Here is a 26,360-nt window from a genome sequence, read left to right on the forward strand (position 1 = left end):
GTTCACCGTACGACGCGGTCGTGGCCCGGCGTGAACCGGGCGGGCGGGACGGCCGGGAAGTGGCCGGTCACCCGGTCGGTGCCGCCGGTTCCGCGTCGGCGCGCTCGGTGACCGGGGCGAGGACGCGGCCCGGTCCTCGGCAGGTGTCCCGCCCCGGATGCGGGCGGAGACGGGGGCGGTCCGCGTGCCGACGACGGCGGTCGGCGTGCGCCCCGCCTCCGTGGGGCGCGGGGGCGTGCCGTCCGTGACGAGCGGTCGCCGCTCCAGCAGTACGCCGATGTCGGCACGAATGCCGGCGGGACCCTTCCCGACATGAAGCGAGGTGGGGAAATTCCCCCTGTGCGGTCTTCGTCGATAAACCGCGACACGCTGCCACGCATGGATCGGGGCGAGGTCGCCCGCAGGCCATTCACATCACCGTCGAGCGAATGAGCCACCACCTGCCTGGCGGAAAACCCACCACCCACAAGAATACATTCCAGGAAAATCCGACACCGAGTGATTCGTCACCGGCAGATATTCTGCACCCATCTTCATTCCAAGAAAATGTTTATACCGGGCAACTCTAGATCATGGATGCTTCCGGCAGGTAAAAAGACGCCGCCGCAAGATGATCCGGAAATGACTTCAGGAGGGTCTTCCATGTACAGAGTGCCGCGCACCGCGGGCAGGACGGTAACCACCGCCGCGATCGCCCTCGCGATCACGGCGGCCGGCCCGTTCGCGACCTCTTCCCACGCCGCCGACGACATCCGGATCGGGCCCGGCGTGGACGCCGAATCCGCGGCCTACGCGCAGGCCCACCCCGAGAAGGTGGCGGCCATGGCCAACCTCTGCGGGGCGGAGTACGACACCATCACCCTCGCCCTGCGTCTGCCCACCGACACGAACCGGCTGGGCACACTGTGGGTCTACGGGGGCAACGGTGCCGCCAGCGACCAGAACACCTGCTCCATGTTCGACAACAACACGGGCAGCGCCAAGTGGATGAAGCTGCAGCTCTGTGACAACTTCACCTCCACCCCGTGCGCCGTCGACGAGGGCACGTTCAGCTCGTACGCCGGTCCCGTGTGGCAGAAGCCGGGAGGCTGCGGAACGGTGACGGCCCTGATGAAGTCGTCGTCGTCCTCCTCCACCTACCTCATCAACCGGGTCGCCAAGAACGTCACCAACTGCAACTGACCCACGCACGGCTCCCACGGAGCGGGGACCGCGGCCGGGCGGTGGGGGCGCTCGCGGTCAGCCCGCGCGGATACGGACGCTCGCCGCGCACGCCCACTTCCAGGCCCGCCTGGACGCCGGAATCGCAGCCGGCCGCCGGCCGTCAGCACGCCAGTGCCCCGTGACCACGTCAGCGGTCACGGGGCCCTGCGATGCTCTTCGCCCTACGCGGTGTGCCGGGCGGCGACCCCAAGGCGGGGGAGGGTGCTTGGTGAAGGTCTCCCGCCGTGCCGGCCGCGCGGCAACACGCTCCTCGATGATCGCCTCGTGCAGGAGCGGCTGCCACATGGCGAACACCGCTCGCGCGTACTCCTCGGTCCGAACCGCCCGCGACTTCCACGTCGGCCTCACCGGGACCGAGGGCGGCGCCCTGCGCATCGAGGTGTCGGACACCCGCACGGAGCGACGCCCGCCCCACGGCCTCGGCCGGCAGGACCGTGTGGGCGCAGTGCGCCCCGGTGACGGCCGTCCGGGAAACCCGCCCCCCGAAGCCTCGGGCCTCCTAGGACCCCTCCGGCGCCGCGAGCCGTTCGCCCGCGCAGGTGGCGCGGCCGTAGGTGCCCGACGCGGTGGCGCTCTGGACGTGGGCACCGCGGACGGCGAGGGCACAGCGCGCCCGTCCGCCCTTGCCGTCGAGGACGATGCCGAGGGTGGGCGGCTGGCCCAGCGGTACCTGGACGGTCTTCTCCCAGGGCAGCTCGACGTCCTTCTCGACGGTCGCCCTGCCCTCCTCTCCGCGGGCGAGGTAGCTGACGTCGACGCTGCCCTCGCCGGTGACCCGGTACGTCACGGCGGCCGTCGGCGTCTTCGGCCGCTCCGGGAGGGGGTCGTCCTCGGCGCCGAGGACGCCGTACAGGACGAAGCCCAGGCAGGCGACGAGGATCGCGCCGGCGGTGAGGAGGCCCGCCCGGTCGCCGCCCCGGCGCCTGTCGGTCGATTCGCCGGCCGGGGCGTCCTTTTCCGTTGTTTCCGCCGTGCTTTCGGTCGTTGGCATGGGGGCCGGCTTTCGTCGGGCGCAATTTCCGCGCGTGCTTCCGGTACGGAACCGGGCGGTTATACATCATGCGGAACACGCGGCGCCACCGAGAAGACAAACGGGGGCGAAACTACCGCGTTCCGGGGCTTCAATGACCCCAAATGTCCCATCGCTTGACACGCCGTCATTCAACTGGTCAATAATCCGGCCGCCGTTCGGAATTCTCCGTAACGGCTCGTTCGGCGTGCCCATTTCGCGTTCGGCGGGACAGGCCGCCGATGTCGAGAGGTCATGACGTGAAGGTGCCGTACAGGAGATATCTCTCCTGTCTGGTGGTGGCGGCGATAGCGGGAACGCTCTTGCCGCAGGTCGCGTACGCGGCCCCGCCATCGGAGCCCGAAAAGGGCGATGAAAAGGGGTTTTTCGACAGCGTCACCGACTGGTTCGGGGACGACGAGAAGAACCCCGACCCCCCGTCGTACGGTGAGCGTGGAATCGCGGACCGGCAGAAACTGCCCAAGGGAAAGAACGCGCCGAAGGCGAAGCGGGTCGAGGAGCTGACCGGCCGGCGGACGGCGAACGCCCGGTACTGGCGGATGTCCGACGGCCGTACCGAGGTGGAGCTGTCGGCGGTGCCGACGTCCTACCGGGACGGTACGGGCAGGAAGGCCGGGTGGAAGCCGATCGACACGTCGGTCGAGGAGTCGGGGACGAAGGGCTTCGACTTCGCGAACACGACGAACACGCTGCACAGCCGGTTCGGTTCGGACGCCGACAAGCTGCTGCGGGTGGAGGCCGGTGACGGCCGGTCGGTGACGATGGGCCTGGCCGGCGCGGACGCGTTGAAGCCGACGGCCGAGGGCAGCACGGTCACGTACAAGGACGCGATCGACGGCGCGGACCTCGCCTACGAGGTGGGTGCCGGGCGCGTCAAGGAGAACATCGTCCTGGACGAACGGCCCTCCGGGCCGGTCGAGTTCACGTTCACGCTGGACGTGGACGGGCTGACGCCGAAGCAGGGCGAGGACGGTTCGATCCGCTTCTTCGGCGAGTCCGCCGACCCCGTGCTGGTGATCCCGGCCGGGTTCATGACGGACTCGAAGAAGGACGCCTCGTCGCCGTACGGCACCGAGTACAGCACCGAGGTGGAGCAGCGGCTCGCCAAGGCCGGGGACGGCTGGACGCTGACCGTCACGCCGGACGCGAAGTGGCTGGCCGCGAAGGAACGCCGGTACCCCGTCACGGTCGACCCGACGATCGAGATCGCGCCGACACCGACGACGGCGCAGGACGTGATGATCTCCTCGGACGGCCCGGCGTCGAACTACGACGACAACTGGCGGCTGTCGGTCGGCAACACCACCACCGGCTCCTCGCGCGCCCTGCTGCGGTTCCCGCTGTCCCAGATACCGGCCGGGACGCGCGTGGACTCGGCGGACCTGAAGCTGTACTACGACCAGACGCACACCACCTCAGGTGACGAGGTGCGCCTGGAGGCGCACCGGGCCACCCAGGAGTGGAGCGAGGCGACGGCCACCTGGAACAGCGCCCAGGGCATCACCGGTGAGCTGTCCGGCACGTCCGTCGTCGTCGACGACGGGGACACGGGCCGCACCGCGGCGGTGGGCTCGTGGCCGGCGTCGGGGAACACCACGTACACGCAGCACGCGGTCAACCAGGACTACCTGTACAACAAGGACGCGGTGGCGGGTGACACGTACACCTGGCAGCCGAACCTGCCGGAGGACGGCACCTACCAGGTCGACGTGCACAGCGTGCCCGCCGTCGACCGGGCGACGAACGCACCGTACACGGTGACGTACTCCGGCGGGTCGAAGCAGTACACCGTCGACCAGAGCGCCGGCACCGGCGGGGTGTGGAAGTCGCTCGGCTCGCACCCGTTCAAGGCGGGCACGGCCGGCAGGATCGTCCTGGGTGACGCACCGGCCTCGACGTCCACCGCGGTCGTCGCGGACGCCGTGCGCTTCACCAAGGGCGGGACCGTCACCAAGAAGCCGGGCGAGGTGAGCACCTGGCACTCGTTCCCGGTGACGAAGACCGTCCAGCAGTGGATCGACGGCACCTACGACAACCACGGCTTCGTGGTCAAGGCCGGCGACGAGAGCGCGGGCGCTCCCAAGGGCGGCCCCCGCTACGAGGGCAGCGAGTTCGGTTACGGCGGCGAGAGCGCCAACTACCCGCGCCTGGTGCTGACCTTCGGGCGGCAGGGCGTGCCCCTCGACTCCCCGTCCGTGATCCACGCGACGGGCGCGGAGCTGCACTGGCCCGACTACCAGGACCCGGACGCCGGCTCCACCGGTGACGACCTGGTCGAATACCAGGTCCACCGCTCGGTCTACCAGTCGTTCACGCCGTCGGCGGCGACGCTGGTGGCCCCCGTGGACGGGTCGGCGAACGCCTTCACCGACACCACGGCGGTGCCCACCCCGGCGGACAGCGCCGACCCGTTCGGCCGCGCCTACTACTACATGGTCGCGGTGAAGACGAAGGACGGGCAGGTCATCGGCTCGCCCACCCAGCTCGTACGGCTGCCGAAGGCGGGCCGCACCACGAAGGTCATCACGGCCGGCCAGGACACCAGCCTGTCCGCGGCGCGGCCGACGACCACCCACGACACGTTCGACGAGTACGGGCCGCAGCCGTGGCTGACGGTCGGCAACAACTCCACCACCTACGGCGACACCCGCGCCCTGCTGGACTTCGGCGACCTCGGGGTCCCCGCGTCCTCGCGCGTCCTGCAGGCCACGGTCCGCCTCTGGGGCACCCAGTCGACGCGGAGCGCCGAGGGAGCGGTCTACGAACTGTGCCCCCTCACCCGGGACTTCGACGAGAGCGCGACCTGGAACAAGGCCACCTCCGCCACCGCCTGGACCACGCCCGGCGGTGACCTCGGCGCGGCGGTCTCCGACGTCGGCGCGATGAGCAACGACCCGGCCCGCCACGACTGGGACGTCACCTCCCTGGCCCAGGGCTGGGTGACCGACCCGGCCGGCGCGCACGGTGTCGCCATCAGGACGGCCGACGAGACGGCCGCGCAGGAACGTTCGGTCTTCCTGTCCTCGGAGGCGCCCGAGCAGCGGCTGCGGCCCAAGCTCGTCGTCACCTACGTGGACGAGACCCCGGAGTCGACGTACTACGCGCCGGGCACGCCGGCCCGGATGACGCCCAACTCCGCCTACACCGTCGACGTCACCCTCACCAACACCACCGACCAGCAGTGGACGCCGGCCGGTCACGAGCTGACCTACCGGTGGTCCCTGCCGGACGGCACGGACGCCACGACCGGCGGCAACCAGGTGCGTACGGCGCTGCCGCACGACCTCGCCCCCGGTGCCTCCGTCACCATCCCCGCGCAGGTCAAGACGCCGATCAACTCCGACTCCGGCAACAAGCGCACCGAGTACACGCTGACCTGGGAGGTCCAGGACACGGCCGGTACGGCGGCGGAGGTCGCCGGCCTCACCCAGCACGTGGCCGTGGAGGACCCGACCTCCAACCAGCTCGGCCTGGAGAAGTTCTACTCCTACACCGGTAAGAACACCGGCGCCGGCTCCACGGTGATGAACAACCTGGCGGCCGGCAACAGCGTGTGGCAGTACAACGCGTTCACCAACCCCGGCCGGGGTCTGACCACGTTCTTCCGGGTGGCGTACAACTCGCTGGACACCTCGGACACGGTCTCCGGACACGGCTGGTCGTTCCAGGCGTCGGGCCCCATCCGGCTGGGCGCGCCGCTGGACTTCCACCCCAACCCGCACCCCACCGAGATCCGCCTCCCGGACGGCGACGGCACCTCGCACGTCTTCCGCAAGCAGGACGACGGCACGTGGAAGGCCCCGGCGGGCGTCCACTACCAGGTGTCGATGAAGCCGGGCCTGGACTGCACCCCGGCCAAGGACCCGATCCCGGACGCCTGGACGCTCACCCGCCCCGACGGCACCCGCTTCCTCTTCGGCTGCGACGGCTACATGACGTCCGCGGTCGACAAGAACGGCAACACGCAGACGTTCACGTACGAGGAACGCAAGTCCAACAACAAGCCGACCAAGTTCCTCCGGTACATCACCGACCCGGCCGGCCGGCAGTCGCTCACCGTCGACTACTACGACAAGACCGAGGCGACCTCACCGAAGATCGAGGACCACATCCAGTCGGTCACCGACATCTCGGGCCGCAAGCTCACGTTCGAGTACTCGGACAAGGGCCTGCTGACCAAGATGACCGACGGTGCGGGTTCGGCCCAGCCGAAGGTGTTCGCCTTCACCTACGACGCCACGCAGGGCAACAAGAACGTCAAACTGGTCCAGGTCGACGACCCGCGGGGCAACGGCACGAAGCTGGCGTACAACGAGCCGTCGGCCGGGGACGATCCGAAGTACCACTGGTGGACGAAGACCATCACCGACCGCCTGGACGGGACGACCGGCTTCACGTACGCGGCGAACGCGGCTAACACGAGGTTCACCGACGCCGAGGTGACGGACGCCGAGTCGCACACCACCTCCTACGTGGCGGACGACTTCGGCCGCCCGGTCCAGACGACGAACGCCAAGTCCCAGACCACGAAGATGACCTGGGACGCGGACAACAACGTCACCTACCTGGAAGAAGCCAACGGCGCCAAGACGGCCTACTGCTACGACCAGAAGACCGGCTACCCGCTCTGGTCGCGCGACGCCGAGAACAACAAGTCCGGTGTCCCGGACGCCTCGGAATGCGCTCCGGGCACGTACCCGGCCGACGCGCAGCGGTACAGCTACCAGACCCGCGCCGACGGCTTCGCGGCCGACCTGTCCACCAAGACCTCCCCGGAGGGCCGCGCGTGGCAGTTCGGCTATGACGCCTTCGGCAACCTGAAGACGGTCACCGACCCCAAGGGCGTCGCGACGGCGACGGCGGACGACTACACGACGTCGTACGAGTACGACTCCCACGGCCAGCTCACCAGGGCGACCGACGCCAACGGCAACCCGACGACGAACAGCGACTTCGGTCCGACGGGCTACCCGGCGAGGATCACCGACGCGCTGGGCGGGTCGACGTCGTTCGTCTACGACGAGCGCGGCCAGGTCACCGAGGTCACCGACACGCTGGGCAAGAAGACCACGCAGACGTACGACGCCTTCGGTCGGCCGAAGTCGGGCACGGTCGCGAAGGACCAGGCCGCGGGCGTCTTCATCACCGCGCCGGCCCCGGTCTACGACGCCAACGACAACATCACCGAGTCGACGTCGCCGAACGGCGCGGTCTCGACCGCGGTGTACGACGTCGCGGACCAGATGACCTCGGCCACCGCTCCGAAGGACACCCCCACGTCCCCCGAGCGGCGGACCGCCTACACCTACGACAAGGTCGGCAACCTCAGGACCGTCACGGAGCCGAAGGGCACGCTGACCGCCTCGGACACCACCGACTACGTCACCACCAACCACTACGACGAGATCTACCAGCTCACCGCGGCGGTCAACGCGGCCGGTGACAGGATCAGCTACGAGTACGACGTCGTCGGCAACCCCGTCAAGGTCGTCGACCCGAAGAAGAACGCCACCGCGGACACCACGGACCACACGTCCAAGATGGCGTACGACCTGAACCACCGGCTCACCACGTTCACGGACGCGGCGGGCAAATCCAGTTCGCGGACCTATGACCGGGACGGCCTCGTCCTCACGTCCACGGACCCCGAGAACAGCACCACCACCTACACCTACGACGAGCGGGGCAAGCAGGCCGAGGTCAAGGTCCCGTACGACGCGACCACGTTCCGCATCACGAAGTACGCGTACGACCAGGTCGGCAACACCACCAAGGTGACGACACCGCGGGGCACCGCGACGGCCATGGTGGACGACTTCGCCTCGCGTACCGAGTACGACGCGCTGAACCGTCCGGTGAAGCAGTACCAGCCGTACGACCCGAGCGACCCCCTGCACGACGACCCGAACGTCTACACGCAGACCGTGTACGACGCGCTGGGCCGGGTGGAGCGGCAGTCGCTGCCGCCGTCGGAGGGCCAGACGGTCCGCAACGACACGGTCTTCGAGTACTTCGACAACGGCTGGACGAGGAAGTCCACCGACCCGTGGGACATCAGCACGACGTACGACTACAACGAGATCGGGCAGCAGACGTCCCGTACCCTCACGTCGGCGGGCGGTTCCTCGGACCGCACGATGACGCAGTCGTACTATCCCGACGGCAAGCTCAAGTCCAAGTCGGACGACGGCGTACCGGCGGGCAAGTCGGTCGTGCTCGTCGAGAATTCCGACACCCAGCACACCTCGGCCACGGGCACGTGGGCGACCGGCGACGTCGCCGGTCAGCAGGGCTACGACCACCGCACCCATGCGGCCGGTGCGGGCACGGACGCCTTCACCTGGACGCTGAACGTCCCGAAGGACGGCACGTACACCGCGTACGCGAAGTACCCGAAGGTCACGGGCGCCGCGACGGCGGCGAAGTACACGCTGGCGCAGGGTGCGACGACCCACCCGTCGGTCAGCAAGGACCAGACGGCCGCTCCCGGCACCTGGGTGGCGCTCGGTTCGTACAGCTTGAAGCAGGGCAACGACGCCACGCTGAAGCTGGAACAGAGCAGCTCGGGCATCGTGGTCGCCGACGCCGTCAAGCTGGTGCGGGACACGTCCGGCGAGACGGACGCCGAGAAGCGGACGTTCACCTACGCGTACGACGTCAACGGCAACATGACGTCGATCGACGACACGTCGTCGGGCGCGAGGATCGACGCGTACACGGTCGTCTACGACGGACTGAACCAGGTACAGAAGGTGACCGAGGCCCTCGCGGGCCAGGAGAAGAAGGTCACGTCGTACACCTACGACGCGAACGGCCAGGCGGACACGGTCACCCACCCGAGCCAGTTCTCCAAGTACGCCTACGACTCGCGCGAGCTGGTCAAGTCGGTCTCCATCGGCAAGTCCGCCACAGACCCCTCGCCCAAGGTCACCACCTTCACGTTCACGGACCGAGGCCAGCGGCTCAAGGAGACCAAGGCCAACGGCAACATCGTCGATTTCACGTACCACCTCGGCGGTGAGCTGAAGTCGACCACGGAGCGGAAGCCCAACGGCAACCTCGTCTCCTCACACACCTACGCCTACGACCTGAACGGCAACAAGGCGCAGGACGTCGCGAAGAAGATGAACGCCGACAACCACGCGGCGTACCTCGACTCCACGACGGACTACACCTACGACCCGGTGGGCCGGCTCGTCGAGTCGGTCAAGACCGGCAACGGCGCGGGCACCGAGAAGTACGTCCACGACGACAACGCCAACGTCGTCTCGCAGACGGTCAAGAACGTCACGACCACCTACGAGTACGACCGCAACCGCCTGCTGCTGGGCACCACCGGCGGCACGACGGCCACGTACAACTATGACCCGTTCGGCCGCCAGGAGTCGGTCACCTCGGGCGGCAAGGTCATCGAGAGGAGCGTGTACGACGGCTTCGACCACGTCGTGGAGTCCCAGAAGATGGACGCCGCCGGCGCGATGAAGTCGACGAAGTACACCTTCGACCCGCTGGACCGCACCGCGTCGAAGACCGCGGACGGCAAGACGACCGAGTTCAGCTACCTCGGCCTGTCCACGGAGGTGCTGAGCGAGGAGGTCGCCGGCCAGCTCACCAAGTCGTATCAGTACAGCCCGTGGGGCGAGCGTCTCTCCCAGGTCAAGCACAACACCGACGGCACGAGCGAGGACGGCTTCTACGGCTACAACTCGCACAACGACGTCGAGACGCTGACCGACAGGAACGGCGACACCAAGGCGACGTACGGCTACACCGCCTACGGCTCCGACGACAAGTCGGAGTTCACGGGCATCGACAAGCCGGACGCCGCCGACCCGACGAAGCAGGAGTACAACCCCTACCGCTTCAACGCGAAGCGCTGGGACGCCCAGTCGGGTACGTACGACATGGGGTTCCGGGACTACAGCCCGGGGCTCAACCGCTTCACCACCCGGGACATGTACAACGGCGCGCTGGCCGACATGAACCTGGGCGCGGATCCGTTCACCGGCAACCGCTACTCGTTCGCCGGTGGCAACCCCACCAGTTTCGTCGAGCTGGACGGCCACTTCGCCATCCCGCTGATCTGGTACGCGGGTGCGGCGCTGGCCACGGCCCTGTACGCGGCGACACCGTCGGGGCAGCAGAACCTGAACGACATGGCCATGGCCCTCGGCCAGCTGATGCCGTCGGCGGAGGACGTCTCTTCCTCCGGGTCGTCCAGCCGGACGGCCACCGGGCCCACGCCGTCGCCGGCTCCCGGGCCGGCACCCACCCCGCCGGGTGGTGGTGGCGGTTCGAGCGGTCCGAAGGGTACGGCCACCGGAGCGGCGGTCTCCATGATCGTCCGGCTCTTCCAGGGCCTTTCGGCGCACAGCTCCGAGCCGGACACGTCGTTCCAGCGCAAGGCGATCGACAACGCCGGCGACGAGAACAAGAAGTGCCAGAGCTCCTCGGGCGCCAGCACCGTCTGGAACTCGCCCGTGGACGGGCAGGGGCGGGCGACAGGTGGGTTCGCCTGTCTCAACCCGTCCGCTCCGGCGACGAGGAACACGAGCGAACCGCAGGATCCGGTCGGCTGGAGTCTGCAGGACGAGGCAGACGACTGGAACCGGGCTCACCTGATCGCCCGGGAGTTCGGAGGCACCCACCTCCGGAAGAACATCATCCCGACGACCGCCTACGCCAACCAGACGGAGATGCGGTCGGTGGAGTACGAGATCGAGAGACGGCTCAAGCTGGGTGAACGGGTGTATTACCAGTCCATTCCGATCTACATCCCGAACCGGGTGACCCCGATCGGCGTACACATGTACGTGTCGAGTTCGTCGGGTACATTCTCACGGCTGATCAACAGCGGAGTTCACGACTGACGGACCGGCGGCGGGGCGGGCGGTCGCCGATCGCCCGCCCCACCGCCGGCACCGACACCGGTCAGAGCCGATCAGAGAGGAACACATGAATCATCTCGACGTCGTCCGACTACTCGGCTTCGACGCCCCGGCACGACCGGAGGACGAGTACGGCCGGGTCGTTCCCGAGGACTTCGAGCTCCTGGTCCAGGCCGTACCGGCCGGGGTCTTCGCAGGGTCCGTGCTGCTCGAACGACCCGGCGCTCTTCCCGTGCGCTCCCTGGAGGAGTTCACCCGGCCCACCTCCATGCGCATCGGGGACATGGAGCTGTCGCTTCGCAGCCGCGACCAGCGGCTGTGGCTGCCGCTCCACCCGGAGCCCGGCGGCATGGTGCCGTGGGGGCGCAGCGCAACCGACGGCGTACTGCTGTGGGACACCACCTCCGACGACACCGCGGACTGGACGACCGTCGTCACAGACGACGATTTCCAGCTGTGGCTCGACCTTCCCTTCTCCGCCTCGGAGTTCGTGGCGCGGGCGCTGCTCGGACGTCCCGAGGGGGTTCCCGCGTTCGAGACCGTCGAGGAATACGAATCGGGTTCCTTCTGGAAGATCGCCGACGACATGCGGGCGACGGCCACGGTGCTGTCGAACCCGGACATCGGCGCAGTGGAGGAACTCGTCGCCCGGATCCGGAACATCGGTGTTCCGGGCATCCGGCAGTACGCGCGGGAGCTCGTCGACGGGGCCGCGGAGAACACGAAGAGGCCGGACCTCGTGTTCCCGGAGGACTACCTGACAGTCATGCGGGAGTTCCCCGGCGGGGTGATCGCCGGAATGCGCGTGTTTCCCGTCGCCGAGGCCGCCTGGCTGACCGAGGACCCGGTGTTCCTGCAGTGGGGCGAACTGGAGGGCAGGGCTTTCGGCTGGCTCGCCCTGACGGGCGACCCGCAGGAGTGGCGCGTCGCCTACATCGAGCCAGGGGGCACCTCGCTCACCCACCTGGAGGAGCAGACCTTCGCCTCGTTCCTACGACGCCGACTGCGGGGCGACGACTCACTGTTCTGACGGGGCGCCCCGCCCCGGGGCGGACGTTCGGTGCCCGACCGGGTCGGTTCCGAAAGGTTGTCGCATGTGGGTGCGGCGTGTGATCGAGCTGACCGGGAAGGAAGGGAACCTCATGGAATGGGTGAGTGAACTCGTCTCCCTTACCGGTCGGCAGCCCGAGCGGCACGAGGTGGACTGGGCGGACATCGAGCGCGAGCTCGGAACACCCCTCCCGGGTGACTTCAAGGAGATCTGCGAAGTGTTCGGCCATGGTGCCTTCAGCGGCTTTCTGGAACTACTGCCGGTGGACAGTGTCAAACCGCACAGTCTGCTGGGGAGGTTGAATTCACTGAAGGATCAGTGGGACAATCCGCAGGTGCAGGTCCTTTTCGACCCTTATCCGGTCTTCGAGGGCAGCGGGCTCATTCTTTGGGGACAGTCGATGACGGAAGCCTCGTACTACTGGCTGGCCGATACGTCGAAGGATCCCGAAGAATGGCCCATCGTCGCCCGGACCTCCCCCCTGGAGGACTGGCACCGATTCGACGGTGTTCCCACCTCGAAGTTCATCCACCGGGTTCTCACGGATCGGGAATTCCGTCCGTTCTCCATCGCGAGGAAAGTGGAGCGTCCGTTCTTCGACGCTTATCGCTGACCCGGACGCATCCGGGTAGAACCTGGTCCGCCTCACAGCACAAGGGCCCCTGTCACCACCCGTTCGAGCGTGGCGGCAGGGGCCTCGCGCAGGTGGGAGGCCGCACGGTCGTCGCACCTGCTCCATCCGGCACTCACGGTGATCGCCTGAACGCAGGCACCGAGCCCGTTCCAAGGCCAGAAGGGACACCGACATGGCAACGCTCTCTGAGATACGAAGCCTCTTGGGAGAGCCTCGGTTCAACTGGTCGGATCCGGCCCCATGGACCGACTTGGAGCAGGAACTCGGCATCCGGTTCCCTGCGGACTTCCGTGAGATCGTGGACGCCTACGGTTCGGTCGAGATCAACGGACAGTTGTATCTGGAGCACCCTGCCCCCCATCCCCTGCGCAGTCTGGGAGAAAGCATCAAGGGGGACCTCGAGATGTGGCGCGAGGAGGACATGGCGGAGTTCCTGCCCGCTCCGGCAGGGGCGGGCCCCGGTGAGCTGATGCCCGTGGCATCGGCCATGACGGGGGAATGGATTTTCCTTCGTGTCCCCGACGAGCCCTCGTCGCCCTGGCGCGTCGTGGTCCAGGAGTTCGACAGTCCGGCCTGGACTCTCCACGAGATGACGTTCGGCGATTGGCTGTTGGCTTATCTCGAGGGGCAGGACGTGACGGTATGTTCTCGCAATCTCGCACCTGACGGTCCGTTCTACGAGCCGCTGACCTGAGGAACCGCTCTCGTTCCTGACCGGGCGGACCGTGTCGGACGTGCACTGTCCGGTTGTCCCGGACAACCACCGGGACGAAGGAGTCGTCGTGCGGCCCGCCCTGACCGCCGCGCAGGTCCGCGGCAGTCTGACGCAGTGCCTCACGACGACGTACGCGCTGACCGACGGGGAAGCCCGGCTCGCCCTTGAGCGGTTCCTAATGCCCGATCAGCACAGGCTGTCAGGGTGGCCCGGCGACTGATACCAAGTCGCCAGCACGAGCCCGAGCAATATCACTGTGGCAAAAACCGTCAATGCCAAGGGTGCCAGCAGGCCCCGGCGACCGGTCAGCCTGCGGACACGGCCCACAGTACGGTCGAGGCCGTCGACCGTACCGATCACGGCCACCACCAACCAGACGAACGGCTGGACATGGCGACCGAGGTGGCAGTTCGCCCAGGAGTTGAGCAGCAGTACCGCGGCCGCAGACCCCGATCCCAGAAAGACCACCCAGCCGATCAACCAGGCGCCGGCGCTGTACTGCGGGCTGTCGGCCGCGGGGGAAGGCCGCACTTGCTCAGTACCCACGGATTCGTCTTTCGCCATGCTGGTGTGCGCCAGAAGTAGTCGGGCAACGACCGAGGCGCCCAGGGGCGCACGATGCTACATCCAACGCCCTTTACATCTCAGGAGCCGGCCTGGTGATCTGCCGACTGCGAGCGATCGCCGCACGCGTTCAGTGGTCGACTACGAACGGCAGCACGCCGGCAGCATCGATAATCTGGACCTGGTCGCATAACACGCGAGTATCCACGAAATAAGGCAAAGCCCGCACTGGGGTTGGCCCACGTTTGTGGACATCTCTTGAGGGTCGGATCCATTTCTGGAAGGGCACCGACAACGGCTGAACTGTGGTCTCCGGTGCTGTGGGACGACGAGCAGGCACCACGATCCGGGGCAGCGCCACAATCAAACGGAACGGCGACGGGATGAGCATGAACGTCACGGTTCACGCACTGGACCGGTACGACTTCGACGCGGGTGCGACGGACGAAGAAGGACGGCTGCGGATCCGCCGGGCTTCCCGCCTCGCAGCAGCGGCCGTGGCCGTGCTCGTACTGGTGGGGTGCGGTCATCGGACCGGGTCGGCGGACGCCGCCGGGGCCCCGGAATCCCGGTCCGGGGGGATCGGTGAGCCCGGCATCCGGCAGGACGAGGACCTGGTGCGGAAGTACTTCCCCGAGCTGGGTGACTTCGATGCCGTGGAGTGGGCAGGGGAAGTCCTCGGCAAGGGCAGGTCATCGGTACCTGGTCCCTCGGACTTCCGGGTGTCCGGGGTCGTCCGGCTCGCGGACGCCGACGTGGCGAGGCTGAGCAAGGGCTACGCCTGGCAGGACGAGCCCGGTACGCCGGTGGTACTCGGCACCGTCCGTCCACGTGTACCGGTAAGCGTCCAGTGGCAGACGAGTGAGGACTTCGTGACCGCCGTTACGCAAGGACGCTACTCCGCCACGTTCTACGCCGACTTCAAGCGGAAGTCGATCGTCTTCGACGCGGTCAACCCGGAGAAGAAGGCGGTGTAGAGCCGTCGGGACTCCTCTCGGGGTCCCCTTCCCTCCTCGGGGCGGAGGGGACCACTCTCGTTCCCGACCGGGCGGACCGGGTCCGGGAAGACCGAGTCCTTCCTGGTGCCGGTCCTCGACCACTGCCGACGGGAGAAGGCGCGCGGGCGGCGCGTTGCTCCATTGGAAGGAAACGCCCTGCTCCGGGCGCCCTCTCACGGCGATACGCATACGCTGCCGGTAAAGGGAGGGGAAGGCCTGTGCCATTCCTGCCGAGGAGAGCCGATGGCTGAACGCATCAAGGCTGAAAGCAGCCCACGTCGTCGAGGTTATCGAGAAGGTCTCGGCGGCGAGATGCTCGCCGAATTCCTGGGGACGTTCGTCCTGCTCCTGCTGGGCGCCGGGTCGGTGGCCGTCGCCGTCGTCGGTCTGCCCGGCTCGGGACGGCAATTCGTGGAATTCGGTCCGGCCAACTGGCTCATCATCGCGTGGGGCTGGGGCCTCGCCGTGGTGTTCGGTGTCTACGTGGCCGGCGGTGTCAGCGGCGCCCACCTCAACCCCGCGGTGACGCTGGCCTTCGCCGTGCGCGGGGACCACCCCTGGCGGAAGGTCCTGCCGTACTGGCTGGCGCAGGTGGTGGGCGCCTTCGCCGCCGCCGCGCTCGTCTACGCGTGCTACCGGTGGGCCATCGACGCGGCCGACGCCAAGGCCGGAGTCCCGCGGGACGAGTCGCTGGCGACCTACTCCATCTTCGCGACGTTCCCCGCCGAATACTTCGGGAATTCCTGGTGGGGCCCGCTGCTCGACCAGATCGTGGGAACGGCGATTCTGCTGCTGCTCATCTGCGCCGTCATCGACACCCGCAATACGGCTCCGACGGCGAATCTCCACCCGTTCATCATCGGTCTGGTGGTCGTCGTGATCGGCCTGACCTTCGGCACCAACGCCGGGTACGCGATCAATCCCGCGCGTGATTTCGGACCCCGGCTGTTCACCTTCTTCGCAGGCTGGGGCGACATCGCCCTGCCCGGCACCTTCGGATGGTTCAGCGGCTACTGGTGGATCCCCGTCGTCGGCCCGCTGATCGGCGGGATCGTCGGTGTCGGCGTGTACGACCTGCTCATCAAACCGGTGATCACCGCCAGGGCGAGAGCGCTGGCGGAGCAGGAGAAAGGCCCGGCCACCGAGGAACCGTAGGTCCCCGGACCCTGCCGTCAGGACCCTGTCGTCAACCAGGAGGTGTCAGCGATGCCCGAATTCGTCGGCGCGGTGGACCAGGGGACCACCAGCACCCGCTTCATGATCTTCGACCACGCGGGGAACGAGGTGGCCAGGCACCAGCTCGAACACCAGCAGATCCTGCCCCGGTCCGGCTGGGTCGAGCACGACCCGGTGGAGATCTGGGAACGCACCAATACGGTGATCCAGAACGCCCTGCGCGACGGTGGCCTGACCGCCACCGACCTGCGGGCCATCGGCATCACCAACCAGCGCGAGACGACGGTGGTCTGGGACCCGCGCACCGGCCGCCCGTACTACAACGCCATCGTCTGGCAGGACACCCGTACCGACCGCATCGCCGCCGCTCTCGAGCGTGACGGTCACGGCGACACCATCCGCCACAAGGCCGGTCTGCCGCCGGCCACCTACTTCTCCGGCGGCAAGATCAAGTGGCTGCTGGAGAACGTGGACGGGCTGCGCGAGGCCGCCGAGGCGGGCCACGCCCTGTTCGGCAACACCGACGCCTGGGTGCTGTGGAACCTCACCGGCGGGCCCAGCGGCGGTGTGCACGCCACGGACGTGACCAACGCCAGCCGCACCATGCTGATGAACCTCGAGACCCTGGACTGGGACGACGAGCTGCTGGACATCTTCGGCGTCCCGCGCACGATGCTGCCGGACATCCACGCCTCGTCCGACCCCGAGGCGTTCGGCCGGGCCCGCACCTCCCGGCCGCTGGGCGCCGCCGTCCCGATCACCGGTGTACTCGGCGACCAGCACGCGGCGACCGTGGGCCAGGTCTGCTTCTCCCCCGGTGAGGCCAAGAACACCTATGGCACCGGCAACTTCCTCGTGCTCAACACGGGTACGGAGCTGGTGCGTTCACGCAGCGGGCTGCTGACGACGGTGGCGTACCGGTTCGCGGGAAGCCCCGCGGTCTACGCCCTGGAGGGCTCCATCGCCGTCACCGGCGCGGCCGTGCAGTGGCTGCGCGACCAGTTGAAGATCATCGGGAGCGCCTCGGACAGCGAGCAGCTGGCGCGTTCGGTGGAGGACAACGGCGGGATGTACTTCGTCCCGGCGTTCTCCGGTCTCTTCGCCCCCTACTGGCGCTCCGACGCACGCGGCGCCATGGTGGGGCTGGCCCGGTACAACACCGGCGGCCACATCGCGCGGGCCACACTGGAGGCCATCTGCTACCAGAGCCGCGACGTGGTCGAGGCCATGGAGCGGGACTCCGGTGTGCGCATGGACGTGCTCAAGGTCGACGGCGGCGTCACCGCGAACGATCTGTGCATGCAGATCCAGGCCGATGTGCTGGGCGTACCGGTCAGCCGTCCCGTGGTGGCCGAGACCACCGCGCTGGGCGCCGCCTACGCCGCCGGGCTCGCCGTGGGCTTCTGGCGCGACACCGACGAGCTGCGCACCCACTGGCAGGAGTCGAAGCGCTGGACCCCGCAGTGGAGCGAGGAGCGGCGCCAGGAGGGCTACCAGGACTGGAAGCGGGCGGTGGAGCGGACCCTGGACTGGGTCAAGGTCAGTGACGACTGACACCGGTCGGCGGGGTGGCGTACCGGTCGGCGGGGTGGCGTACCGGCCGGCGGGGTGGCGTACCGGCCGGCGGGTGACGGGCGCCGCGGTCAGCGGTCGGCGATGTCCTCGCGGAGGCCGTCGGAGAACTCCCACCACGACAGTGGAAGCCAGTCGCCGTTCACGAACCCGTCGACAGTGGCCCCACGGCCACGGACCGTCACCGTCGTGCCCGGGGGGTAGGTGGTGCCGGACAGTCCGGGCACCGCGACGAGCAGGGTTCCCAGCCGCTGCGCTGCCATGGCGGCCTCTTTCCGTTCTCGGTTACGGCATGCGTCGTCCGCGGAACGTCGGACGATGTGCGTCCGGATATTACCGGCTTGCCTCGTCGGCCAGACCGGAGAACCATGAGAAATCGGTCACGCGGAACCATCGGGAGAGGCGCGCCACCGGACCCGTACGCCACCGAGTGGAGGTCGTAGCCATGAAGGCCGTCGTGTACAAGGGACCGTTCGAGGTCGCCGTCGAAGAAGTCGACAACCCCACCGTCCAGCATCCGAACGACGTGATCGTCAAGGTCACCTCGACCGCGATCTGCGGTTCCGACCTGCACATGTACGAGGGTCGTACCGCCGCCGAGCCCGGTATCACCTTCGGTCACGAGAACATGGGCATCATCACGGAGACCGGCCCGGGGGTCACCTCGCTCAAGGAGGGCGACCGTGTGGTCATGCCCTTCAACGTCGCCTGCGGATTCTGCCGGAACTGCGCCGAGGGATTCACCGGATACTGCCTGACCGTCAATCCCGGTTTCCCCGGTGGCGCCTACGGCTATGTCGCGATGGGACCGTGGAAGGGCGGCCAGGCGGAATACCTGCGCGTTCCCTACGCCGACTTCAACTGCCTGAAACTGCCGCCGGGAAAGGAGCACGAGAACGACTTCGTGCTGCTCGCCGACATCTTCCCCACCGGCTACCACGGCTGTGAACTCGCCCAGGTCCGCCCCGGCGAGAGCGTCACCGTGTACGGCGCCGGACCGGTCGGTCTCATGGCCGCCTACTCGGCGCTGCTGCGCGGCGCGAAGAAGGTCTTCGTCGTGGACCGGGTCCCCGAGCGGCTGCAGAAGGCCGAGGAGATCGGCGCGGTCCCGGTCAACTTCGCCGAGGGCGACCCGGTGGAGCAGATCCACGAGCAGACCGAGGGCATGGGCACCGACAAGGGCGTCGACGCGGTCGGCTACCAGGCCACGGCGGGCGGCACGGACCGCGAGGAACCGGCGACCGTCCTGAACTCGCTCATCCGCACGGTGCGCGCCACCGGAATGCTCGGCGTTCCCGGGCTCTACGTGCCGTCCGACCCCGGAGCCCCGGACGAGCAGTCCAAGCAGGGCATGCTCCTCGTCGCGGTCGGCAAGCTCTTCGAGAAGGGCCTGCGGCTGGGCACGGGGCAGTGCAACGTGAAGCGCTACAACCGGCAACTGCGCGACATGATCATCGAGGGCAGGGCGAAGCCCAGCTTCGTCGTCTCCCACGAACTGCCCCTGGACCAGGCGCCGTCGGCCTACGACAAGTTCGACAAGCGCATCGAGGGCTACACGAAGGTGGTGCTGCGCCCGTAGCCCCGGCGCCGCGGGAGCCATGCGTGTGCGGGGGCGGTCCGAATGGCGGGCCGGAAGGCGGTCGACGTGCTGGCACTGGAGGGCGAGGAGGCGGACCGGTTCCGCCTCACCCCGAGTGGCGCGGGCACGGAACCGGCGGCCGGCCCGTCCCCTGGCCGGGAAGTGCGGCCCCGAAGGGCTCGCGCTGTGGACCTTCCGGTCAGCACACCCGCGCACCGCTTCTCCGAGCGGCACGGCTTCACAGCCGTGGAATGGACGGACGGGCCCGGGAACGAAGAGCGGAAGCCGGACGCGCGGTACGTGTGACGGCCGTGAGGTGTCAGGCGCGGGACCGGGCGTACCGGTCCGTCGTCGCCGGCGCGTCGTCGTACGGGTCCGGTCCATGGGTACCGGCTCGTCGGAGCACCGTACCGGCGTCGGCCGGGACCGCTCATCCCCTTCCCGGTGTACCCAGTCCCGCCGCCCCGGCCGCCGTGCGCAGCACCTCCCGGAGCATCTCGGGGGTGAGGCGGCCGGTGAAGGTGTTGCGCTGGCTGACGTGGAAACAGCCGAAGAGGTCGAGGCCGGGGCCGTCGGGGGCGTCCAGGGCGACGCGGGCGCCGTGCGCGAAGGCGGGCCGGGGCCGGGGCACGGTCCAGCCGGCCTCGGCGAACGCGGGCAGCGCGGCCTGCCAGCCGAAGGCCCCCAGCACGAGCGCGGCCCGTACCGTCGGCCGCAGCAGGCGCAGCTCCCGCACCAGCCAGGGCCGGCAGGTGTCCCGCTCCTCGGGGGTGGGCTTGTTGGCGGGCGGGGCGCAGTGCACGGGCGAGGTGACGCGCACGCCGTACAGCTCCAGGCCGTCCCCGGCGTGGGTGGAGTCCGGCTGCGAGGCGAGCCCCACGTCGTACAGCGCCTGGTACAGCACGTCCCCGGAGCGGTCCCCGGTGAACATCCGCCCGGTGCGGTTGCCGCCGTGCGCGGCGGGCGCCAGGCCGACGATCAGCAGCCGGGCGTCCGCCGGCCCGAATCCGGGCACCGGCCTCCCCCAGTACGTCCAGTCCGCGAACGCGGCCCGCTTGGTCCGGGCGACCTCCTCCCGCCAGTCGACCAGCCGGGGGCAGGCACGACAGCCGGCGATGCGCTGGTCGAGCCGGTCGAGGCCATGGGGGTCCATGGTTCCACCGTAGGTGTTCGGGGCGGGCGAAAACCCCGCACCACCGGCCGGGGCCAAGAGTTAGGGTCGGGACCATGGCTTCTGAGAGTGCCGAGGACCCCAAGGTCGCCGCCGCCGTGGCCGCCGCCGAGGCGGCCGGCCCGCCGAGTGGTGAGTCCGTACGGATCGACAGCTGGATCTGGTCGGTGCGGCTGGTCAAGACACGCTCCCTCGGAGCCGCCGCCTGCAAGGGCGGACACGTCCGGGTGAACGGCGAGCGTGTGAAGCCCTCCCACTCCCTCCGTGTCGGTGACGAGGTGCGGCTGCGGGCCGAGACCCGGGAGCGGATCGTCGTCGTCAAGCGGCTGATCCGCAAGCGGGTCGGCGCCCCGGTGGCCGTCCAGTGCTACATCGACAACTCCCCGCCGCCCCCGCCCCGCGAGGCCGTCGCCCCCGCCGGCATCCGCGACCGCGGCACCGGCCGCCCCACCAAGCGCGACCGCCGGGAGATGGAACGGCTGCGCGGCCTGGGCGGCCCCGCCCCGTTCGGCGGACACGCGGGACCGGGCGAGCCGGGCGGCAGCGGTGACCCGGGCGCCGCGTCCGGTGGAACCGGCAGAGGGCGTGGTGGATCCGCCGGACGTGAGACAGCCGGTGGACGCAAGGCCCGCGGCAGGGGGGCCGGGGGCGCGGCACGGCCGTGAGCGCGGGGCGCGTGATCAGATGTCGGACATCGGCACCGCCCTCACCCACATCCTGTCCTCCGTCAGGTACCGGTCCACCGTCAGGCCCGTCTCCGCCAGCGCCTCCTCGAACTGCTCCCTCGTCAGGGGGCGGGCGCGGAACGTCTGGGTCCAGGTCGCGTCCGGGAACACGTACTCCGCGTGGACCGAGTCGACGCCGTCGCCCACCGGCTCCGCCGACACGATCCGCACGGTGAAGCCGGCCGGGTCGACCCGCTCGCGCGGCACATCGGTGTGGTAGTCCTCGCCCTCCCGCTGGATCAGCACGCACCCGCCCTTCGCCAGATGCCGCGCACAGGTGCGCAGCAGGCCCCGCCGCACCTCCACGTCCCCCGCGTGCACCAGGAACGACGCGAGCAGCACCACGTCGAACGTCTCACCGAGGTCGAGTCTCTCTATGGGGCCGCATATCGTCCGTGCCCCGCGCACCCGCTCCAGCATCCGAGCGGACTCGTCCACCGCCGTGACCTCGAAGCCGCGCTCCAGCAGCGCGTGGGTCATCCGCCCGACGCCGCTGCCCAGCTCCAGGATCCGCGCCCCCGCCGGCACCGCGGCGGCGATGATGTCCGGCTCGTCCCCGACGGGCAGTCGCGCGTACAGCTCCACCGCGCAGCCGTCCGGGGTGATCGCCCCGGGACCCGTCCCCTCATGGCCCTCACGCATTCTCAGTTCCATGCCCGTGAAACGGCCGGCGTCCGCACGCCCGTTCCCCTCCCTCGTCGGTTCACCCGACCGAGTGACACGCGGTCCTGGAGGCGGTTCGGGGAACCCGGAACACGCGGGAGCGGCGTGGACGAGGTGGTGATCGGGATGCGTACGGGCAGTGAGCCGACGACCGCCCGCAGTGCTCTGCGGATGCGGTTCTGGCTGAGCGTGTGGGGCGTGGTCTGGACGGTGTCCGGGACCGTGGCGTTCGCGCTCGCGGGGCACCCGGGCTGGGCGCTCGCCTGCGGGCTGCTGTGGCTGGCCGTCACGGTCGACCTCGCCGTCGTCCTGCGGCACATCCGCCAGGGCCCGCACTACCAGCCGGGGCGCGATGTGCCCCCGTACCGGCCGCCGGGGGACCGCCCGTAGCGCCGGCCGCCCCTCACTCGTCGAAGCGGGCCGCCTTCAGGTACTCCGGGTTCGGGTCCAGCGCGGCCGCCAGCCGGAAGTGGCGCTTGGCCGGGTGCGGGCGGCCCTGCCGCTGGTAGGTGCGGGCGAGCGCGAAGTGGGCGAAGGCGTTGTCCGGCTCGCGCTCCAGCACGAGGGAGAACTCCAGCTCGGCGGGGCGCAGCTGGGCCGCCGCGAAGAAGGCACGGGCACGCAGCAGCCGCGCGGCGGTGTTCTCCGGGTGGACGTCTATGACACCGTCGAGCAGCTTCACCGCGCCCCTGGGGTCCCGGGAGGCGAGCAGGTGCTCGGCGGCACGGAAGTCGATGACATGCGTTTCCGGCGTACGTCCGGTCGAACCGCTGGTCTCGGGCACGGCGGAATCCTTCCCTCGCTGAACGGGTTCAACGCCCCGCCCGGCACCCGCTATTCCGGGTGGGAGGCCCGCTCCCGGTGGACGAGGTCGGCCCACACCTCCTTGACGCGCCGGTGCAGTTCGTCGAGGGGGACGTCGTTGTCGATGACGATGTCGGCGATCTCCCGGCGCTGCTCGCGGGTCGCCTGGGCGGCCATCCGCGCGCGTGCGTCCTCCACCGTCATGCCGCGCCGGCCGACGAGCCGGTCGAGCTGGGTCTCCGGGCTCGCGTCGACGACGATCACGAGGTCGTAGAGGGAGGCCAGGCCGTTCTCCGTGAGGAGCGGGACGTCGTGGATCACGACGGCGTCCTCGGCTGCGGCCTCCTCCAGCTCACGGGAGCGGGCGCCCACCAGGGGATGGACGATCGAGTTGAGGACGGCCAGCCTCCCGGGGTCGGCGAAGACGACGGAGCCCAGCTTGGGCCGGTCGAGCCTGCCGTCCTCGGTGAGGATCTCCGCGCCGAAGGCGTCCACGACCGCCGCGAGACCGGGCGTGCCCGGCTCGACGACCTCGCGCGCGATCCGGTCCGCGTCGATCAGCACGGCCCCGCACTCGACGAGCAGCCGCGACACCTCACTCTTGCCGGCACCGATCCCGCCGGTCAGCCCCACTGTCAGCATGGGGGACAGCCTAGGGCGTCAGCCGTCGCCCTCGCGCTCCGCCAGGAAGCGCTCGAACTCGCGGCCGATCTCGTCCGCCGACGGGATGTCCACCGGCTCGGCGAGCATGTTGCCCCGGCTCTCCGCGCCCGCCGCCGCGTCGTACTGGTGCTCCAGGCCCTGGACGAGGGCGGTGAGTTCGTCGTCCCCTTCCCGGATCTGGCGGTCGATCTCCGTCTGGGTGCGGTGGGCGTCGGTGCGCAGCGCGTGCGCGACGCCGGGCAGGACCAGTCCCGTCGCGGCGGTGATCGCCTCCAGGGCGGTCAGTGCCGCGTCCGGGTACGGGGAACGGGCGATGTAGTGCGGCACGTGCGCGGCGACGCCCAGGACGTCGTGTCCGGCCTGCATGAGCCGGTACTCGACGAGCGCCTCGGCGCTGCCCGGCACCTGTGCCTCGTCGAAGACGCTGCCGGCCACCGGGACGAGGTCGGCGCGGTTGCCGTGCGGGGTGAGGCCGACGGGCCGGGTGTGCGGGACGCCCATGGGGATGCCGTGGAAGTTCACCGACAGACGCACGCCGAGCCGCTCCACGATCTGCTGGACGGCGGCGGCGAAGCGCTCCCACTCCACGTCCGGCTCGGGCCCGGAGAGCAGCAGGAAGGGCGCTCCCGTGGCGTCCTGGACGAGGCGCACCTCGATGGCGGGCACCTCGTAGTCGCTCCACCGGTCGCGGGTGAAGGTCAGCAGCGGACGGCGGGCGCGGTAGTCGACGAGCCGGTCGTGGTCGAACCGGGCGACGACCTGGTGGGGCAGCGAGTCGAGCAGCCGGCTGACGATCTGGTCCCCGGTCTCCCCCGCGTCGATGTATCCGTCGAAGTGGTAGAGCATGACAAGTCCGGCCGACTCCTGGGCCAGTGCCACGTCGACGACACCGAGCCCCTTCGGCTCCCACGCGTACAAACCCTGCGGATCAAGCACAGTGACCGCTCCTCCTCATGTCCGTACACCACAACATGGCACGCACCACTGACATTCCCCGACAAGGACAACTCCCGGGGATCGCGTGGATCTCCTCATCGGGGCCGCCGGCAACTCCCCTGAGGGCGCGGGCACGGAGATCTCTCTCGGGGGCGCGGGGCTGTATCGGTATGCGGCTCCGCCGCCCGGGCGCGAAAACCCCACCGGACGCAGCCCGGAACACAGCACCGAGGGGCCGCACCCCGGAAAAGGTGCGGCCCCTCAGTCAACAGCTAGGCGTCAGTGGAGAGCGTCAGCTCTGCCCGCCCGCCAGCTTCTCGCGCAGCGCGGCCAGCGCCTCGTCCGAAGCCAGCGCGCCGGACTGGTCGCCACCCTCGGAGGAGTACGAGCCGCCGCCGGACGCGGCCGGGGCGACGTCCTCGCCACCCTCGGCAGCGGCCTTCTCGTCCGCCTCGCGGGACTTGATGACCTGCGCCTGGTGCTGCTCGAAGCGCTGCTGCGCCTCGGCGTACTGGGTCTCCCACGCCTCGCGCTGGGTCTCGTAGCCCTCGAGCCAGTCGTTGGTCTCGGGGTCGAAGCCCTCGGGGTAGATGTAGTTGCCCTGGTCGTCGTAGGACGCGGCCATGCCGTACAGGGTCGGGTCGAACTCGACCGCCGACGGGTCGGCACCGAAGGCCTCGTTGGCCTGCTTCAGCGAGAGGCTGATGCGACGGCGCTCGAGGTCGATGTCGATGACCTTGACGAAGATCTCGTCGTTGACCTGGACGACCTGCTCCGGAATCTCCACGTGGCGCTCGGCCAGCTCGGAGATGTGGACCAGACCCTCGATGCCCTCGTCCACGCGGACGAACGCACCGAACGGAACCAGCTTCGTGACCTTGCCGGGCACGACCTGGCCGATCTGGTGGGTGCGGGCGAACTGCTGCCACGGGTCTTCCTGGGTCGCCTTCAGCGACAGGGAGACGCGCTCGCGGTCCATGTCGACGTCGAGGACCTCGACCGTGACCTCCTGGCCGACCTCGACGACCTCGGAGGGGTGGTCGATGTGCTTCCAGGACAGCTCGGAGACGTGCACCAGACCGTCGACGCCACCCAGGTCCACGAAGGCACCGAAGTTGACGATCGAGGAGACGACGCCGGAACGGACCTGACCCTTCTGGAGGGTCGTGAGGAACGTCTGGCGGACCTCGGACTGGGTCTGCTCCAGCCAGGCACGGCGGGACAGGACCACGTTGTTGCGGTTCTTGTCCAGCTCGATGATCTTGGCCTCGAGCTCCTTGCCCACGTAGGGCTGGAGGTCGCGGACACGACGCATCTCGACGAGGGAGGCCGGCAGGAAGCCACGGAGGCCGATGTCGAGGATGAGACCACCCTTGACGACCTCGATGACGGTGCCGGTGACGATGCCGTCCTCTTCCTTGATCTTCTCGATGGTGCCCCAGGCCCGCTCGTACTGGGCACGCTTCTTCGAGAGGATCAGGCGGCCTTCCTTGTCCTCCTTCTGGAGAACAAGGGCCTCGATCTCGTCGCCGACCTTGACGACCTCGTTCGGGTCGACGTCGTGCTTGATCGAGAGCTCGCGGCTCGGGATGACACCTTCGGTCTTGTAACCGATGTCGAGCAGGACCTCGTCCCGGTCGACCTTCACGATGACGCCGTCGACGATGTCGCCGTCGTTGAAGTACTTGATCGTCTCGTCGATCGCGGCGAGGAACGCTTCCTCGTTACCGATGTCGTTGACCGCAACCTGCGGGGTGGTGGCGGTGGTCTCGGTGCTGCTCGTCATGTGGGAAAGGGCTCCGGTACGGACATTGAAGTCGTAGGTACTGCTACGCCGGAGCCCGTTTCGCTCTGCAGAAGCCGGACAGCCAAGGAAGCGCCTCACCGTTGACCAGTGATGACACCTCGAGAACCGAGGGGACATACAACAGATGCGAGCGCAGCCTGCTACGTCTGAGGTGCGCAGG

At 69.1% G+C, this 26,360-nt stretch carries 21 protein-coding genes; 11 read left to right on the top strand and 10 right to left on the bottom strand.

The genetic code is table 11. From position 1 onward, the window contains the following. Positions 1-642 precede the first annotated feature (642 nt). Positions 643-1,182, top strand: a complete 540-nt coding sequence (locus ACF1DX_RS23530) for a hypothetical protein (RefSeq protein WP_391793092.1) — start codon at positions 643-645, stop codon at positions 1,180-1,182. A gap of 57 nt (positions 1,183-1,239) precedes the next feature. On the opposite strand, the gene ACF1DX_RS23535 is transcribed toward ACF1DX_RS23530, so the two are convergent. Further along, a complete protein-coding gene (locus tag ACF1DX_RS23535; protein WP_391793254.1) occupies positions 1,240-1,599 on the bottom strand; it encodes a Scr1 family TA system antitoxin-like transcriptional regulator in 360 nt (119 codons plus the stop codon). Between the two features lie 124 nt (positions 1,600-1,723). Further along, positions 1,724-2,215, bottom strand: coding sequence for a hypothetical protein (locus tag ACF1DX_RS23540; protein WP_391793093.1), 492 nt, complete (start codon positions 2,213-2,215; stop codon positions 1,724-1,726). Between the two features lie 260 nt (positions 2,216-2,475). Here ACF1DX_RS23540 and ACF1DX_RS23545 point away from each other — a divergent pair, with 260 nt between their 5' ends. The 4 genes from ACF1DX_RS23545 to ACF1DX_RS23560 all read left to right on the top strand — a co-directional run bounded on the left by ACF1DX_RS23545 (position 2,476) and on the right by ACF1DX_RS23560 (position 13,521). Next, on the top strand, positions 2,476-11,124 hold the full coding sequence (locus ACF1DX_RS23545) for a DNRLRE domain-containing protein (protein WP_391793094.1): 8,649 nt from the start codon (positions 2,476-2,478) through the stop codon (positions 11,122-11,124). Between the two features lie 85 nt (positions 11,125-11,209). Beyond that, positions 11,210-12,172 carry a hypothetical protein gene (locus tag ACF1DX_RS23550; protein WP_391793095.1) on the top strand — a complete coding sequence of 321 codons (963 nt, stop codon included), beginning with the start codon at positions 11,210-11,212 and terminating at the stop codon, positions 12,170-12,172. A 79-nt stretch (positions 12,173-12,251) separates the two neighbouring features. Beyond that, on the top strand, positions 12,252-12,806 hold the full coding sequence (locus ACF1DX_RS23555) for a hypothetical protein (protein ID WP_391793096.1): 555 nt from the start codon (positions 12,252-12,254) through the stop codon (positions 12,804-12,806). A 271-nt stretch (positions 12,807-13,077) separates the two neighbouring features. Further along, positions 13,078-13,521 (top strand): SMI1/KNR4 family protein, encoded by a 444-nt coding sequence (locus tag ACF1DX_RS23560; protein WP_391793097.1) that lies wholly within the window; start codon positions 13,078-13,080, stop codon positions 13,519-13,521. Between the two features lie 207 nt (positions 13,522-13,728). Here ACF1DX_RS23560 and ACF1DX_RS23565 read toward each other — a convergent pair whose 3' ends face one another. Further along, positions 13,729-14,106, bottom strand: coding sequence for a hypothetical protein (locus tag ACF1DX_RS23565; RefSeq protein WP_391793098.1), 378 nt, complete (start codon positions 14,104-14,106; stop codon positions 13,729-13,731). A gap of 389 nt (positions 14,107-14,495) precedes the next feature. On the opposite strand from ACF1DX_RS23565, the gene ACF1DX_RS23570 reads away from it, so the two are divergent. The 3 genes from ACF1DX_RS23570 (at position 14,496) to glpK (ending at position 17,834) form a co-directional block, all read left to right on the top strand. Further along, positions 14,496-15,083: a hypothetical protein gene (locus ACF1DX_RS23570; RefSeq protein ID WP_391793099.1), complete on the top strand. Its 588-nt coding sequence runs from the start codon at positions 14,496-14,498 to the stop codon at positions 15,081-15,083. A 333-nt stretch (positions 15,084-15,416) separates the two neighbouring features. Next, complete coding sequence (locus tag ACF1DX_RS23575) at positions 15,417-16,259, top strand: MIP/aquaporin family protein (RefSeq protein WP_391793255.1); 843 nt, start codon at positions 15,417-15,419, stop codon at positions 16,257-16,259. 51 nt (positions 16,260-16,310) lie between these two features. After that, complete coding sequence (gene glpK / locus ACF1DX_RS23580) at positions 16,311-17,834, top strand: glycerol kinase GlpK (RefSeq protein ID WP_391793100.1); 1,524 nt, start codon at positions 16,311-16,313, stop codon at positions 17,832-17,834. Between the two features lie 89 nt (positions 17,835-17,923). On the opposite strand, the gene ACF1DX_RS23585 is transcribed toward glpK, so the two are convergent. After that, positions 17,924-18,115 (bottom strand): hypothetical protein, encoded by a 192-nt coding sequence (locus ACF1DX_RS23585; protein ID WP_030858776.1) that lies wholly within the window; start codon positions 18,113-18,115, stop codon positions 17,924-17,926. Positions 18,116-18,297: 182 nt separating this feature from the next. On the opposite strand from ACF1DX_RS23585, the gene ACF1DX_RS23590 reads away from it, so the two are divergent. Next, complete coding sequence (locus tag ACF1DX_RS23590) at positions 18,298-19,431, top strand: glutathione-independent formaldehyde dehydrogenase (protein WP_391793101.1); 1,134 nt, start codon at positions 18,298-18,300, stop codon at positions 19,429-19,431. Between the two features lie 430 nt (positions 19,432-19,861). On the opposite strand, the gene ACF1DX_RS23595 is transcribed toward ACF1DX_RS23590, so the two are convergent. Next, positions 19,862-20,584: a uracil-DNA glycosylase gene (locus ACF1DX_RS23595; RefSeq protein WP_391793102.1), complete on the bottom strand. Its 723-nt coding sequence runs from the start codon at positions 20,582-20,584 to the stop codon at positions 19,862-19,864. Positions 20,585-20,658: 74 nt separating this feature from the next. Between ACF1DX_RS23595 and ACF1DX_RS23600 the strand changes: the two genes are divergently transcribed. Beyond that, the gene (locus ACF1DX_RS23600) at positions 20,659-21,267 is read left to right on the top strand and encodes an RNA-binding S4 domain-containing protein (RefSeq protein ID WP_391793103.1); all 609 of its coding nucleotides are present in this window, start codon (positions 20,659-20,661) and stop codon (positions 21,265-21,267) included. Positions 21,268-21,282: 15 nt separating this feature from the next. Here the strand turns inward: ACF1DX_RS23600 and ACF1DX_RS23605 are convergent, their stop codons facing one another. After that, on the bottom strand, positions 21,283-21,981 hold the full coding sequence (locus ACF1DX_RS23605) for a class I SAM-dependent methyltransferase (protein ID WP_391793104.1): 699 nt from the start codon (positions 21,979-21,981) through the stop codon (positions 21,283-21,285). 135 nt (positions 21,982-22,116) lie between these two features. On the opposite strand from ACF1DX_RS23605, the gene ACF1DX_RS23610 reads away from it, so the two are divergent. After that, positions 22,117-22,380 (top strand): DUF6343 family protein, encoded by a 264-nt coding sequence (locus ACF1DX_RS23610; protein ID WP_391793256.1) that lies wholly within the window; start codon positions 22,117-22,119, stop codon positions 22,378-22,380. 13 nt (positions 22,381-22,393) lie between these two features. Here the strand turns inward: ACF1DX_RS23610 and ACF1DX_RS23615 are convergent, their stop codons facing one another. From ACF1DX_RS23615 to rpsA, 4 genes are all read right to left on the bottom strand, one after another. Further along, entirely contained in the window at positions 22,394-22,774 is a 381-nt protein-coding gene (locus ACF1DX_RS23615) for a M48 family metallopeptidase (RefSeq protein ID WP_030858785.1), read from the bottom strand. Positions 22,775-22,824: 50 nt separating this feature from the next. Further along, positions 22,825-23,436, bottom strand: coding sequence for a dephospho-CoA kinase (coaE, locus tag ACF1DX_RS23620; RefSeq protein WP_391793105.1), 612 nt, complete (start codon positions 23,434-23,436; stop codon positions 22,825-22,827). Positions 23,437-23,454: 18 nt separating this feature from the next. After that, positions 23,455-24,393, bottom strand: a complete 939-nt coding sequence (locus tag ACF1DX_RS23625) for a PAC2 family protein (protein WP_030858789.1) — start codon at positions 24,391-24,393, stop codon at positions 23,455-23,457. A gap of 292 nt (positions 24,394-24,685) precedes the next feature. Then, positions 24,686-26,179 (bottom strand): 30S ribosomal protein S1, encoded by a 1,494-nt coding sequence (gene rpsA, locus ACF1DX_RS23630; protein WP_391793106.1) that lies wholly within the window; start codon positions 26,177-26,179, stop codon positions 24,686-24,688. Positions 26,180-26,360: the final 181 nt, after the last annotated feature.

This window comes from Streptomyces sp. NPDC014676, assembly GCF_043084105.1.
In the GTDB taxonomy this organism is placed as follows: Bacteria; Actinomycetota; Actinomycetes; order Streptomycetales; family Streptomycetaceae; genus Streptomyces.